The following is a 12803-nucleotide window of genomic DNA, read 5'->3' as shown; positions in this document are numbered from 1 at the left end:
TTATTCTTGCTGGCCTAAATCCGGCGACCTTAATGGGTCGGAGTGGTCCCGGAAGAAGTGGTGAATTTGTCGAAGAAGACCCTCTCGGTTTCGAAACCGTTGAGAAAGAGGATGGGCTGAAGCGCCTCGATCATAGGTGGCGGGCCGCAGGCATAGACATCGCCCTGCCCGTCAATTGCCAGCTTCTTGAGTTTGACGTCGACACTTTCGTGCACGAAGCCGCGCTCTCCGCTCCAGTTCGCATCGCCATTGGCGTGGGACAGGACCGGAATGAACTCCACCTCGGGATGTCGGCTTGAAAGCGCCTCGATCCGGTTAAGATAGAACAGATCGCTGCTGGTCCGCGCTCCGTAGAAGAAATAGACCGGGCGTTTCTCACCGCTCGTGAGATGATCGTTGAGGATCGACCAGATCGGCGACATGCCCGAACCCGCGCCAACCAGAACTAGCGGGCCGGATCGATTTTCCCTTCTGAAGCAGGTTCCAAAGGGACCGACAACCGTAACATCGGCTCCGACCCGGATTCCGCCTGAATCAAGCTCTCCGGAGAATTTTCCTTCGGGGTATTTCTTGATGATAAAGGCGAGCTTTTGGGTTTGGTCCGGCGTATTTGCCATGGAAAACGAGCGCGTAATCGTCTCCCCTTTTTCCGTGGTAACCGTGATGTCGACATATTGCCCCGCCCAAAACTTTATCGGGGAATTGAGATCGATCTCGATGCTGCGAATGTCATGAGTCAAATGCTCGATGTGAGAAATTCGACCCTTGAACGTCTTCACCGCGATCGATTTCGCCAGAACTTCCTCGTCATAATTGAGAAGCTCGACCTCGATGTCGGAATGAATGAGAGTCCGGCACAGCAATATGTGGCCGCTCTCCTTTTCCATATCATTGAGCGCAAAAGTCGAATATTTGAGCAACTCGATTTCGCCGTCGTTCAGCACGCATTTGCAAGCCGAGCATTGCCCCACCTTGCACCCGTGCGGCAGCGCGATTCCCTGGCGAAACGCTGCATTGAGAACGGTCTCGCCATCTTCGACCTCGAATTCGACGCCGACTGGCTCCAGGCGAACCGTGTGAGTACTGGTCATGAAACAGGTCTCCCTATTTTTGTCGTTCTGGCCGGCCCGCCCTGAAAAGAGCGCGCAAGACCGCCTGCCCGTTCAGGCCGTTTCGAGCCGAAGGTCCGGAATATGGTTCTGTCGCAGGCCGGAGATTGAAGCGCGGAGGCCGAACGGCCGCCGCGCCAGGAACCAGCTTAATTGCACCGATTGATCGTGAAGCCCGCGCGATATTCGGCGAGGTGCTTCTCACGATCCGCCGGCGACATGTCGCGCAAGATTTTGAGCGGCGACATCAGCGTATGGCCGCGCACGTCGTCGAGCGTCCACATGTCGCTGTTGTCGAAACGCAGGTGCGGCTGCGGTATCAGGGTCTTGCCATCGGGACGAACGAAATTGAGGTCCTTAATAGCATCGGCCAGATCCCAGCCGTGATAGAGCGTTTCCCATTCGCGCTTGCCGCTGAAACGGCCCATCGCAGGTGTCGGACGTCCCTGATATTCGTCCGAGAATGCCTCAACGGCCGTCCAGCGGTCGAGTTCATGGGCGAATGTGTGTAGTTTTCCGTCGATTTCATCGACGACCATGTCTTCGCGGATCAGGCAGGGAACGAGACAGCTCCAGCAGCGATGCGGATAGACGTAGCCGACGTCTTCGTTAAAGGTGATGATCTTGCTGCCGCGATGGCTGAGCTTGTCGTACCACTTCCAGAAATCGCCGAACTCCGCATACCAACCCGGATACTTGTTTTCGAACCATTCGAAATCCGCATCACGCTGGGCTTCGATGCGCCAGAAGTTGACCGGCCAGCCGACCGCGAAGAACTGTGCAACCTTATGCACATAGTGCTTCTTGGTGATGCGATTCCAGGCTTCGTGAACGTCGTCATGATGGATCTTGATGCCGTATTTTTCGAGCGGCAGCATGTAGGTGCGATAATAATCCTCGAAGATCCAGCGGTGCCACATTTCCGCGTAGGATTCCTTGTTCTTGTCGCGATTGGTTGTGCCATATTCGATGAAGGTGCCGATCGCGGCGTCGACGATCGCGTGATTCTGCCAGAAGGCGTAACGGAGATCGCGCTCGAGCAGGAGATGATTCTCCGGCTCCTTCAGGGCCGCCATCAGCAGCGAATGGCCGTTGCCGATATGTCGGCTCTCGTCTGATTGCACCGAAAGAAACACCGTCGGCAGCGCATAATCGCCGTTACGGGCAGCTTCGGACGGCATCGCCACAAACAGCGTGTTGGTGAACGCCGTTTCGGCGACCACCGTCAGATACATGCAGGCGGAGGTCATCACGTCGCCGGTGATGAACCCTTCGCCGAACTGGCGGCCGATGGTAGTCGCATAGCATTTGCCGAACGCTTCTTCGGTGATATCGAACCCGGCCGGGTCGATATAGTTCTCCATATACCATTTCTTGAGATTCATCTGGATCGTCGAGTGACGGAATTCGTCGACCATCTGCATGGTGAAGCCCGTACGCAGGTCTTCGCCGGGTGCGAGCCGGGCAACCATGGCCATCGAGCGCGCTGCGGAAATTTCCGGGAACGGGATAATGGCCAGAAAGAGCTTCATCCACTCGACCCAGCGCGGCTCGACGTTGCGGAACATGTCGCCGCGCAGCGCGGCATCAAGGGCTCCGTAAACGCGATTGTCCTTCTCTTCCTGCATCGGAAAATAGGACCGCAGAACCTGCTTCATCGGATCGCGCGGCGCCTTGGCAATTTTATAATCTGTCGGAAACGTCATCGCTTCCTGAACGTAAGTCGGATTCCAGCCAAGATCGGAAATCTTCTTGGTGGCCTCACCCACGGAAATTCCTCGCTGTGAGGTAATCTTGTTCAGAGTTAAAGAGGTCATTTTATTCAGCCTCCACCTAAATTGATAAATGAATCCCTGGACCAGGACAAAAGACGACAAATGGCATCGCCTGCGAAAGTTCAGATGACTCAACAATCTGGCGCAACAGTCGCGCCAGCTGTCGTCGGGTCATTCTGGTTGATACAGGCAAAGGTGAGGGAAGAGCCTTCAGGAATGTTCTGCGCGATTGAGCAGATGCAACCCGTTGACGTTTCCTCCGGTCCTTCGTTCTTTTCACACTGCAAAAGATGCAATGAATTTCTTATTGGCAGATAACTACGCAAAGGTCGTGCCAACTCGTCGTCGGCGCTGAACAGGCCCGTTTGATCCCTATGAAGCGCCGTTCTTAAAATTTTCGTGACAATATAGATCTGGACTGTAACTAAACGTTACATCTGTAAAATACGTGTGTAATGAATTAATTACTTCGCACTTGCGAGATAATTGCAAATTAATATTTCAATTTCGTCTTGAATATTAGAATATTTTGTCGCTATGCTATAGGGCAGCCCCGTGCGGATCGGGCCCAACAGACAAGGCAAGCGATGTCGACGGATCGCCGCGAAAGCGATGAAAATGGCAGAAACGACAAATCCGTCTTTGATGTCGCAGAAGATCTGGTGCGCCTCATCCCGCGCGATCTCGTCTTCGTCATGCGGTTTCTGGGGGAAAGCCAGGAGCGCCTTCTGCGTCATTTCCAGGACTTCATTCAGGAGGAACTGGCCGCCGCCGGCGTCACCCCCGAGTCCCATCCGCTGATCCATTCCTTCATCGAAAGTCATGCGATACTTTTGCGGGATTTCGTTTTTTCGGGCGTGTCTCTCAGCCGCCAGTTCCGCATCGAGGAGATCGAGCGGCTGCTGGGCGATACGACCTCGATATTGCGGGTGGACATCTGGGATCAGATCAGAAGCCACATAAATGCGGCAGAAACCCAGTTCACCTCCCAGATTGGCACCCTCGGCCAGTCGCTGAGCGCTCTCAAGCGCGATACAGACCGGGGCGGGCAATGAGATGAGCTCAGTGACGCGTTTGTCCGGCCCGTGTTGGCCAAGTCCCGGATATGGCGGACGGATTTTCCCGCAGACTCTTGTGCGCGTCCGCCATCACCTCGGCCAGCGTGGCGGGATCGAGGCCATCGAGCGCAGCCTGCACGGCAGCCGTATGAGCCGGACCAGTCCGTCCGGCAGCCGCGTTCAGAGCCCGATAACAGGGATGTTCCCGCCCCAGACGCCGTTCAGCCGCAGCGCTCAGCGCAGCAAAGAAAAGCCTGCCAACTTCGTCAAACATTGCATCGCCTTTTTCTGGTTTCACCAATGGCGCCAGCCTCACGATAGGAGCATTCGATGACGGATCAAGCCCTTTCCCGGAACGAGGCGCTCGCCGGGCGCATTGCCTTGGTCAACAGGGTTTCGGAGGTCACCGCCGACATCCTGCGCCTCCAGCAAGCGCTGGCAGGCGCGGAAATGGACGCGCTCAGATGCGAACTCGCGCTCGGGAGGGACAGCGGCAATCAGGCGTTGGTGCAGGAATTGCAGGAGACGCAGCACCGCATTGCGGTGATCAACGATGCCTGGGCCGATTGCGACACCCGGATCTCCGCGCTGGAAGACCATATCGCAAGGCTCGACAGGGTGCTCGCCACCCCGAACCAAAATTAGGAGGGGAACCTCATGCACCAGCAAGCACAGCATAGCCTCACCTTGTTCGATCTGCTCGCGCGCAGCTGGAAATTGTCCAGTCCCGTATCGGACATCCGTTTCAGCGCCGACGGCACGTCGGTCGCCTTCGCCGCCGCAGATGGCTCGATCGCCATCGCCAACGCGGCTGACCTCGAGCCGCCGGAAGACCGCATGCGCGTCAGCGGCGATTTCGGACAGACCACGATCCGCCAGCGCGCCAAGCCGATCGCGCCGCTGACGGCGATCGCGCCTATGGCCGAGGTCGAAGTGCGGCTTGCGGCATACGGGCAATCCGGATTTCTGGCCGGACTAGCGACCGGCGAGATCGTTCACTTGCGCGCCGACGGCGAAAACGCCGGCACGATCCTGCACCTCCCGGGGCCGGTTGCGGCGCTCGACACGTCCCGCAAGGTTGATATTCTGGCCGCCGCCACGCGCTGCGCCATCACAATCAAGCATGGAGCCAATCCGCCCGACCATCTCGAATGCGATGAGGGAGCGTCCATCGCGGCGCTCGCTCTGTCGCCCGACAATTCACTCCTCGCCGTTGCGACTGCCGACAGGCTGGAAATCCGGGAAATGCTTTCCGGGATAATGTCGTGCGGCGCATTCGAGCTGCCGGTTTCGCCCGTCGAAATTTTCTGGCATCCGGGCGGCAGCTGGCTCGCCGTCACATTGGAAACCGGCGGTTTCTGCCTGATCAATCTTGCCGCCGGAAGGTCAGAAGTGGTCTCGGGCTTTCCAACGCCCGTCCGCTCGATCGACTGGAACACTGCCACCAACACGCTGATCGCGTCCGGCGCATTCCGGATCGTGGCATGGTCGCTGGACAGCCCGCCTTTCGACGGAAACCGTGACGGCGCGCTCGAAGCGGGCCGGGCGGGTCTGGTTGCGGTCGAATGCATCTCGTCGCATCCGAAAAAGAGTCTTGTCGCCGCGGGCTACCCCAATGGCCAGATCGTCATTGCTCAGGTGGGTTCGCGCGACGAAATCATCGTCCAGACCTCCGGCAGCGCCGTGACAAAGCTTGTCTGGTCGGCGGATGGGCGTCACGTGGCAATAGGAATGCAGGATGGCGCGTCCGTTCTCACGCTACCCCCGAAAATGTTCAAATAGACAAGAGCCCAACCAAGGAGGAACAGCGAATGAAAAACGAACAGCAGGCGCTCACACCGGAGGAAGTGAGCAAGGATGCCTTTTTCCAGCAACTCGCCAAAATTGCTGAGGAAATGGTCCAGAAGCACGGCAAGGACTTCAGCATGGGTGCGCTGGTGCTTGCGGCCCGCTGGATCGCTGAAGACCGGATCGGCACAAAGCCCACAAATTGACGCGCCGAGACGCAGCGGCGGCGGTCAATCCACGCTGGCTTCCCCCGATGACCCGGAAACCGGAACTATCGTCATTGGGGGGCGCTGGCGTAGGACGAATTTCGGCTGCAGGCCGCAGCGTCCGCCTTATAGATCAGGCAGACTGTCCTGAGGATCGAGGCAAGATTCAATCTGGCGCTATCGCCCTCAAACAGGCCAAGCGCCTCATTGTGCACTGCCGCCACGAACTTTGACGTCGAGGACCCGTTTTCCATGGCGATCGCATCCAGCACGTTCCAGAAGGCGGTTTCCAGCCGGATGGTGGTCGAATGGCCGCTGATCCGCAGCGACCGGCTGACCGAGCGAAATTTCTGCTGGTTGTTCCGTACGACAAGTTTGCAATTCATCTATTCCGGCCCTTTCAACTTTTTTTATCGGCGCTTTTCCACGCGTTACTTCGGTCTGGGCGGGAGACCCAAGGCGGCGCGGACATACGCGCCGCCTTGGATTCATCCCGCCCTGAATGGATGCGGCCGCGCGCCAAGGCTTGAGCCGCACGGTCAGGAGCGCGTCGCATTGGCCTCAAGGGATCAGGACGGCCCGTCCGTGAATCTTGCCATTGTGCAGATCGTGCAGCGCCTTGTTGGCGTCCGCGAGGCGGTATTCAACAGTCGTGAGCTGCACGAGGCCCCGATCGGCCAAAGCCATCAATTCGACGAGTTCGGCCCATGTGCCAACCAGATTGCCGATGATGTTCCTTTCGGTGATGACCATATCCACCGTCGGAACCCGGATTTCTTCGCCGTAACCAACGATGTAATAACTTCCCATCGCCCGCGTCATGGCGAGTCCCTTCGAAGTTGTCCCGCGTTCGCCGACGAAGTCGATGACGGCTTCGGCGCCTTGCCCTTGTGTGAATTCAAGAACGGATTGTACCTCGTCGCCGTCGGCAAGCACCAATTTGTCGGCGCCAAGCTTGCCAGCCAGCGCCAGCGAGGCTTCCGACTTGTCGACGACGATCACATCCGCCGCACACATCGCTTTCAGGCACTGTATGCCGATGTGCCCCAGCCCGCCCGCGCCGATGACGACGCAACTCTCGCCGGGCAACAAATGACGGGTTGCCTTCTTCACCGCGCGATAGGCCGTCAGACCAGCATCGGCATAGGGCGCGACATCCTTCGGCGCCAGCATTTTTGGCAGCGGCACGATGTTGCGCTCCGAGGTGCAAAGATATTCGGCATAGCCGCCGTTGCAATCAAGACCCGGGAATTTTCCGGGCCCGTGCATGTCGAAACCGCGCCTGCAGGCAAGGCAGGTTCCCCCCGAAATCTTGGGGTGAACGATCACCGGGTCTCCGACCTTGATCCCCTCAACTTCCTTGCCGATGGCTTCCACCCAGCCGGCGTTCTCATGTCCCATGATTATCGGCAACAACTGATTCGAGGTTGGGTCGGTATGGGGGCGCCATATGCCTTCGATGATGTGCAGATCGGTGCGGCAGACCCCTGCCCCGCCAATTCTCACGATCACATCCGTCGATTTGGTGATTTTGGGATCTGGAACCTCTTGTTCCGCAACCCATTGTTCCGCTCTGAGATTATCGTCGTATTTTGTCAGTACCTGGGCCTTCATATTCTTTTCCTCCGCCTGTCCCGTCATTTTTTCGGGCTTGCGAAGAAGAGCAAAGCAAGCATCGCGCCATTATTTTTTTATAATTTAAAACAATATCTTAACTCAATCGCGAACACTTGTACCCGTTCAGACTCTGAACGACGCGTGCCTGAAAGTGTTCAGTTTCTGTCTATCATCGCGCGGTCGGCGGGACCGGAGCGGAACCAAGATTCATCAGGAGAGCAACATGTCTGATCATTCTGGAATCAACGACGCGCGTGCAGCGATCGAACACGGCAGGCATTTGCCGGCCGGGACCTTACCGACGCTCGTTGCGGCAAGCTGGCAGCGCTGCGTCGATCTTGGTCTCGATGCTAAATCTGCGCCGCGCGAGACAGTGATTTCGTTTGTAGACGTGACGCGCAGGCGGGAAAAAATCGCGGCCCTGCGCAGGTTGGCGCTGGCTGAAATGCAGGTCTTGTATTCACAGATAGCCGGATCGAATTTCATGATCGCTCTGGGCGACATCGACGGCACCGTGCTCGACACGATCAGCGACCAGCATTTCGCCGACAGTGCGGCCGGGCGCTCGATCATCCCTGGAAGCGTCTGGAGCGAACAGGAGCATGGCACCAACGCGCTCGGTCTGGCCGCGCTGGCGCGCCAGCCTGTGGCGATTTACGGCCGCGAGCATTACTTTGCCAGCCATAGCCACCTCAGTTGCATGGCCGCGCCCATTCTCGATTCCAGCGGGAATATTCTCGGCGTGCTCGACGCATCCTGCACAAATGAAGCGCGCCAGCAGCACACACACGCCCTCGTTCGTATGGCGGCGGCTCAAATCGAAAACGGATTGATGTTTCAAGAGCGCGCCGGCAGTTTCATTCTCGCCTTTCATCCACGCGCCGAATTTCTTGATACCCTGTCAGCCGGCCTGCTTGCCGTATCCGGCGACGGCGAAATTCTTTCGCTCAACCGTCCGGGCAACGCACTGCTCGCCGGGCTTTCCGCCGCGACGGGGCGTGCATTCAGCCATCTCTTCGAGCTGGAATTTGCCGAGGCAATCGACGGTCTGCTCAAAGGCGGCATGATTCGCATCCGCGACCGCGCGGGAAGCGCCGTGTTCATGGTGTGCAGGCAGATCGGACACCATGAAAAGGCGCTCGTCCCGGCGCGCGCCAAACCGGCACGGACACAGTCCGCCATCACCGGGTTCGTCTGCGACGATCTGGCCATCAGACGCCCGCTGGCGGAACTTGAAGATGCCATTTCCTTTCGCATGCCTGTTCATATCACCGGCGAAACAGGAACCGGCAAGGAATTGATGGCCCGGCATGTTCATGACCGCAGCGGACGCAAGGGGGAATTCGTCGCGCTCAATTGCGGTGCAGTTCCCGAGAACCTTTTCATCGCCGAATTGTTCGGCCATGAGCGCGGAGCCTTCACGGATGCCCGAGCGGAAGGCGCTCCCGGCCTGGCTCGGCTGGCGGATAAGGGCACGTTGTTTCTCGATGAAGTGGCCGATATACCCAAAGCGGCGCAGACCGCGCTGCTCAGATTTCTGGATTGCATGGAGGTCCGCGCCATAGGCGGTCAGAAGACCCATCTCGTGGATGTGCAGATTGTTTCGGCGACAAACCGTCCGCTGTCGGAAATGGTCGCCAGCCACCTGTTCCGGGCAGATTTATACTATCGACTGAATGCTTTTTCGATTCACCTGCCGCCCCTCGGTGCGCGGCTGGACTTTGCTCAGATCGTCAAACATCTCGTCTCGGACATTGCCCCCGAGGCAGCCATCACCGACGCGGCAATCGCTAGGCTTTCGCAACGCGCATGGCCGGGAAATATCCGGGAATTGCGGACTGTGCTGCAGCGCGCGCTGCTCTGGCGGCGCAAGGCGTATATCGACGAGGATTCGTTCGCCGACCAGACACTCCAGCAAGAAGAGGATACCTGCCCGTCCTGCAGGCCCCATCCGTTCAGCCGGCGCAAATGTCAGGAAATCAGATCCACCTACCGCATGAGCGAAAGCAATATTGCCCGGACTGCACGCCTGCTCGGCATTTCGCGGACCACCATATATAAGCACCTTCAATAAGCGTTGACGCTGCAAAGGACAGAGCACGCGAGATTCCGCACAATTCAGGCAGTCAAATGGCGAAAAGTACAAAATTTTGAGCGCCTGAACTGCGCGGTTCTGACCTGATCTACCCTCAAAAAATTGATGGAAGTCGGGCTCAGATCACAACTGAGTTTATAGACGTCCAAATGAATTTATATTTTTATACTGGGCGACAATTTTTTCCTGTTACGTCACCCGGCGCTCCCTGAACGGCCAAGGCTGTTCCCTGATAAGGTAAAATAAATTCCCTGTTATTTTTTCACGAAAAAAAACTATCAAATCACTGAAATATATCACTAAATTCAGATAATTTTGTTGAATTGGCCTCAAAAAATTGAAATTTTTCCTGTTTTTTCCCTGTTAACAGGGAATTTTTGGCCAAAGACGCACCCGGATCACACTGCATCCGCCACCATTCCTTTCTTACAAAATCCATATTCTGATACGCGGGTAAATTCCGTCGTGATTTCCGTGCCTTGCTGCTGAAGACCGGCAAAAGTTCTTACTGAGACGCATGATATGCGGTTCTTTCGGTGCCACTATGGCCAGTGTCTCTGAGGCCTTTTCTTCAATTTCCGTGTTTTGATGATATGTTTTGGCGCAGACGCCGGTTCGCACATTTCCGGAGGGCGGCTGCATCTTTCATTGTGCAAGCGGAGCAAAGGGAAATGAAAACCTGAGCCAATTTAAGGCGACAATCAACAGTCATCCGGCATGGTGCGTCTGGACAGTGCTTTCGGTATTCTCGAGGCTCTTCCCACCCAAGGCGTGCCAGATATTGGCGCGGCGACATCAATCGTTCTTCCGGCCGAGACTATCGAAGTGCTTCCGGCGACCACGCCCGAAGCCGAACTTCATGCGGGATTCGGCGCCAATATCATCCCCTGCGTCATCAACCGTTTACAACTTGTCGGTCATATCCTTTAAATCGGACTTTCTCTGCCAAACGGCGATGTGGTCTCGCTGGAAGGACATGTCGACAAATATCGCGACATGCTGACAGCCGGCGGGACTTTGTCGCCTGGAAACCCGAAGATTCAACCCTGATCAACCACTAAGGCATTGCCATGAAACTGAACAATGCGGCACACCTTGCCGCTGATCTGCGCGAAGGTCGCACCGACCCGGTTGATGTGGTCGATCAGGTCTTTAACCAGTTGAACGCGACGGGAGATAAGGCTCTATTCATTCGCCAGACACGCGAACGAGCTGAATCAGAGGCTCTATGTGCCCGTGAACGGCTTCGCAGGGGCTCACCGGCGAGCCTTCTCGACGGTGTACCGATTGCGTGGAAGGACCTCTTCGACCTGAAAGGCACAGTGACGACTGCGGGCTCCGAAGTGCTGCGCACCGCTGCGCCAGCCACGGAAGATGCCGATCTGGTTCATGCCGCGATGCGCGGAGGGATGCTGACTGTCGGCGCGGTCAACATGTCTGAATTCGCCTATTCCGGCATCGGGCTGAACCCACATTATGGAACGCCCCGGAACCCGCGCGATCCAAAAGTCGCGCGCTCGCCGGGCGGGTCGTCCTCAGGCAGCGGCGCCGTCGTTGCGGCTGGCGTGGTGCCGGTTTCGATTGGAACCGACACCGGCGGCTCGGTCCGCATTCCGGCGTCATTCAACGGCGTGGTCGGCTACAAATCGTCAACGGGACATTACCCGATGGGCGGCGCATTTCCGCTGTCCCCGACGCTGGACACGCTGGGGCCGCTTGCCAATTCGGTTGAGGATTGCGTGCTCGTTGACGCCGTTCTGCGAGGACTGCGGCGGCCGGAATCGGCCGCGGCCGATATTTCTGGATTGGATTTCGCAGTGCCTGACCGCATTTTCTGCGAAGATCTCGACCCCGCTGTTGGCTTGGCCTTCGAGGCCACGCTGAAACGTCTTTCGGCGGCAGGCGCGCGGGTCCGCACCATTGCCGTGCCCGAACTGACCGAGGCACAGGCCGTCATGTCGGGTATAGGCCCTATGGCCTCTGTGGAAGCGATGGTGGTGCACAAGGACCGCCTCGGCACCCCGGATGAGGCACGGATCGACCCTCGTGTCATCCGCCGTATCCGCATGGGCGATGGGATCTCTGCCGCCGATTACGTGCGGTTGCTCGCGGCCCGGGCACAGTTGATTGCTGCATTCAATGAGCGGCTCGGCGGAGCCTTTCTGATCAGCCCGACCACGCCCTCGACGGCGATGCCGATCGCGCCGCTGGATGCCGATGTGGAGGTATTCTTCCGCCAAAATTTCCGCACAAATCGCAACACAGCAATCGGCAATTTTCTCGATATCTGCGGTCTCTCAATTCCGAATGGCCAAGATGCGGACGGCATGCCCACGGCCTTCATGGTCATGGGAAGACATGGCCGCGACAAGGCCCTGCTTTCGGCAGGGCTTGCGATCGACCCCTTGGTGCGAGGTTAAACATCGCTCACACTGATAAACTGGAGAACTTCAATAGCTAAGAAAATCATGTGTGCATTTGGCACTGACATCAACTCGGTCGCCGGCTGGATCGGTTCATATGGCGGCGACAGCCCGTCAGACATCCAGCGCGGAATATTTGCCAGCGAAGTGGGGGTACCTCGCCTTCTGCGACTGTTCAAAAAATACGGCAGAACAGGGTCTATTTTACGCTTTTCATCTCAATGCGAATGCCGTGAACGGTTGTCTGAGACGCGTTGAAAACCCGACCGGCCGGTTGTGGTGCCATATGAATAACAAGGCACCCCTTACCATCCCACGTCTCCAGCGCCTTTATGACATCACGGTTAGGCGGAAGCTGAGTTCCATCTGGAGAAATATCGTAAACTGGCGGCTGGATCTGATCGAGGACAAAAACCGATGGCCATCGGTGGTGGTGTACAGGTTCCTCATCTTGCGGGTCCAGAGTTACCTCAAGAACACGCAGTCTCTCGTTCTCGAATAAAACCTTGTGATGCTTTGGAGCTGCAACTACGGCATCCAAATCAGGATCCCATGCAGACGGGTCAGACAGAACAACAGTTTGTTCGCTGGTCATCGTGCGTCCCTCCATTAAAAAACAACAGTCAGGGTCTGATGCTTCAATCGGGCAAATTTATCGGTTCTCCATCCGACATCGACCGGATTGCCAACCCTTGAGACAATGATTTGCACAAATGACAATTTTTGCAAGGA

Annotated in this window: 14 protein-coding genes; 8 read left to right on the top strand and 6 right to left on the bottom strand. The window is 57.1% G+C overall.

What is annotated here, in order from left to right:
• Positions 1–29: 29 nt before the first annotated feature.
• Positions 30–1091: a 2Fe-2S iron-sulfur cluster-binding protein gene (locus AC0N03_RS15895; protein WP_474289887.1), complete on the bottom strand. Its 1062-nt coding sequence runs from the start codon at positions 1089–1091 to the stop codon at positions 30–32.
• Between the two features lie 167 nt (positions 1092–1258).
• Entirely contained in the window at positions 1259–2926 is a 1668-nt protein-coding gene (locus tag AC0N03_RS15890; RefSeq protein WP_474289886.1) for an aromatic/alkene/methane monooxygenase hydroxylase/oxygenase subunit alpha, read from the bottom strand.
• 545 nt (positions 2927–3471) lie between these two features.
• On the opposite strand from AC0N03_RS15890, the gene AC0N03_RS15885 reads away from it, so the two are divergent.
• Positions 3472–3939, top strand: a complete 468-nt coding sequence (locus tag AC0N03_RS15885; RefSeq protein WP_474289885.1) for a hypothetical protein — start codon at positions 3472–3474, stop codon at positions 3937–3939.
• Positions 3940–3946: 7 nt separating this feature from the next.
• Here AC0N03_RS15885 and AC0N03_RS15880 read toward each other — a convergent pair whose 3' ends face one another.
• Positions 3947–4216 carry a hypothetical protein gene (locus AC0N03_RS15880; RefSeq protein WP_474289884.1) on the bottom strand — a complete coding sequence of 90 codons (270 nt, stop codon included), beginning with the start codon at positions 4214–4216 and terminating at the stop codon, positions 3947–3949.
• 56 nt (positions 4217–4272) lie between these two features.
• On the opposite strand from AC0N03_RS15880, the gene AC0N03_RS15875 reads away from it, so the two are divergent.
• The 3 genes from AC0N03_RS15875 to AC0N03_RS15865 are packed head-to-tail and all read left to right on the top strand — an operon-like array spanning position 4273 to position 5936.
• Complete coding sequence (locus tag AC0N03_RS15875) at positions 4273–4587, top strand: hypothetical protein (RefSeq protein WP_474289883.1); 315 nt, start codon at positions 4273–4275, stop codon at positions 4585–4587.
• Positions 4588–4599: 12 nt separating this feature from the next.
• Complete coding sequence (locus tag AC0N03_RS15870; protein WP_474289882.1) at positions 4600–5724, top strand: WD40 repeat domain-containing protein; 1125 nt, start codon at positions 4600–4602, stop codon at positions 5722–5724.
• A gap of 29 nt (positions 5725–5753) precedes the next feature.
• Positions 5754–5936, top strand: a complete 183-nt coding sequence (locus AC0N03_RS15865; RefSeq protein ID WP_474289881.1) for a hypothetical protein — start codon at positions 5754–5756, stop codon at positions 5934–5936.
• A gap of 71 nt (positions 5937–6007) precedes the next feature.
• On the opposite strand, the gene AC0N03_RS15860 is transcribed toward AC0N03_RS15865, so the two are convergent.
• Both AC0N03_RS15860 and AC0N03_RS15855 read right to left on the bottom strand, forming a co-directional pair.
• Positions 6008–6322, bottom strand: coding sequence for a ribbon-helix-helix domain-containing protein (locus tag AC0N03_RS15860; RefSeq protein WP_474289880.1), 315 nt, complete (start codon positions 6320–6322; stop codon positions 6008–6010).
• A gap of 175 nt (positions 6323–6497) precedes the next feature.
• Positions 6498–7442: an NAD(P)-dependent alcohol dehydrogenase gene (locus AC0N03_RS15855; protein ID WP_474289905.1), complete on the bottom strand. Its 945-nt coding sequence runs from the start codon at positions 7440–7442 to the stop codon at positions 6498–6500.
• On the opposite strand from AC0N03_RS15855, the gene AC0N03_RS15850 reads away from it, so the two are divergent.
• From AC0N03_RS15850 to AC0N03_RS15835, 4 genes are all read left to right on the top strand, one after another.
• On the top strand, positions 7329–7784 hold the full coding sequence (locus AC0N03_RS15850) for a hypothetical protein (RefSeq protein ID WP_474289910.1): 456 nt from the start codon (positions 7329–7331) through the stop codon (positions 7782–7784). The genes AC0N03_RS15855 and AC0N03_RS15850 overlap by 114 nt on opposite strands.
• The gene (locus tag AC0N03_RS15845) at positions 7777–9627 is read left to right on the top strand and encodes a sigma-54-dependent Fis family transcriptional regulator (protein ID WP_474289879.1); all 1851 of its coding nucleotides are present in this window, start codon (positions 7777–7779) and stop codon (positions 9625–9627) included. Before AC0N03_RS15850 ends, AC0N03_RS15845 begins: the two co-directional genes overlap by 8 nt.
• Before the next feature lie 738 nt (positions 9628–10365).
• Positions 10366–10578, top strand: coding sequence for a hypothetical protein (locus AC0N03_RS15840; protein WP_474289878.1), 213 nt, complete (start codon positions 10366–10368; stop codon positions 10576–10578).
• 140 nt (positions 10579–10718) lie between these two features.
• The gene (locus AC0N03_RS15835) at positions 10719–12068 is read left to right on the top strand and encodes an amidase (protein WP_474289877.1); all 1350 of its coding nucleotides are present in this window, start codon (positions 10719–10721) and stop codon (positions 12066–12068) included.
• Between the two features lie 202 nt (positions 12069–12270).
• Here AC0N03_RS15835 and AC0N03_RS15830 read toward each other — a convergent pair whose 3' ends face one another.
• Positions 12271–12666, bottom strand: a complete 396-nt coding sequence (locus tag AC0N03_RS15830) for a hypothetical protein (RefSeq protein WP_474289876.1) — start codon at positions 12664–12666, stop codon at positions 12271–12273.
• Positions 12667–12803 lie beyond the last annotated feature (137 nt).

Source organism: Methylocystis sp. sgz306128 (assembly GCF_056032725.1).
Note: the sequence above shows the minus strand (reverse complement) of the source record. Positions and strands in the feature narration are given on the sequence as shown.

Coding starts and splice junctions, on each gene's coding strand:
- AC0N03_RS15895 (WP_474289887.1), bottom strand. CDS start 1,091: ATGACCAGTACTCACACGGTTCGCCTGGAGCCAGTCGGCGTCGAATTC.
- AC0N03_RS15890 (WP_474289886.1), bottom strand. CDS start 2,926: ATGACCTCTTTAACTCTGAACAAGATTACCTCACAGCGAGGAATTTCC.
- AC0N03_RS15885 (WP_474289885.1), top strand. CDS start 3,472: ATGTCGACGGATCGCCGCGAAAGCGATGAAAATGGCAGAAACGACAAA.
- AC0N03_RS15880 (WP_474289884.1), bottom strand. CDS start 4,216: ATGTTTGACGAAGTTGGCAGGCTTTTCTTTGCTGCGCTGAGCGCTGCG.
- AC0N03_RS15875 (WP_474289883.1), top strand. CDS start 4,273: ATGACGGATCAAGCCCTTTCCCGGAACGAGGCGCTCGCCGGGCGCATT.
- AC0N03_RS15870 (WP_474289882.1), top strand. CDS start 4,600: ATGCACCAGCAAGCACAGCATAGCCTCACCTTGTTCGATCTGCTCGCG.
- AC0N03_RS15865 (WP_474289881.1), top strand. CDS start 5,754: ATGAAAAACGAACAGCAGGCGCTCACACCGGAGGAAGTGAGCAAGGAT.
- AC0N03_RS15860 (WP_474289880.1), bottom strand. CDS start 6,322: ATGAATTGCAAACTTGTCGTACGGAACAACCAGCAGAAATTTCGCTCG.
- AC0N03_RS15850 (WP_474289910.1), top strand. CDS start 7,329: ATGTCCCATGATTATCGGCAACAACTGATTCGAGGTTGGGTCGGTATG.
- AC0N03_RS15845 (WP_474289879.1), top strand. CDS start 7,777: ATGTCTGATCATTCTGGAATCAACGACGCGCGTGCAGCGATCGAACAC.
- AC0N03_RS15840 (WP_474289878.1), top strand. CDS start 10,366: ATGGTGCGTCTGGACAGTGCTTTCGGTATTCTCGAGGCTCTTCCCACC.
- AC0N03_RS15835 (WP_474289877.1), top strand. CDS start 10,719: ATGAAACTGAACAATGCGGCACACCTTGCCGCTGATCTGCGCGAAGGT.
- AC0N03_RS15830 (WP_474289876.1), bottom strand. CDS start 12,666: ATGACCAGCGAACAAACTGTTGTTCTGTCTGACCCGTCTGCATGGGAT.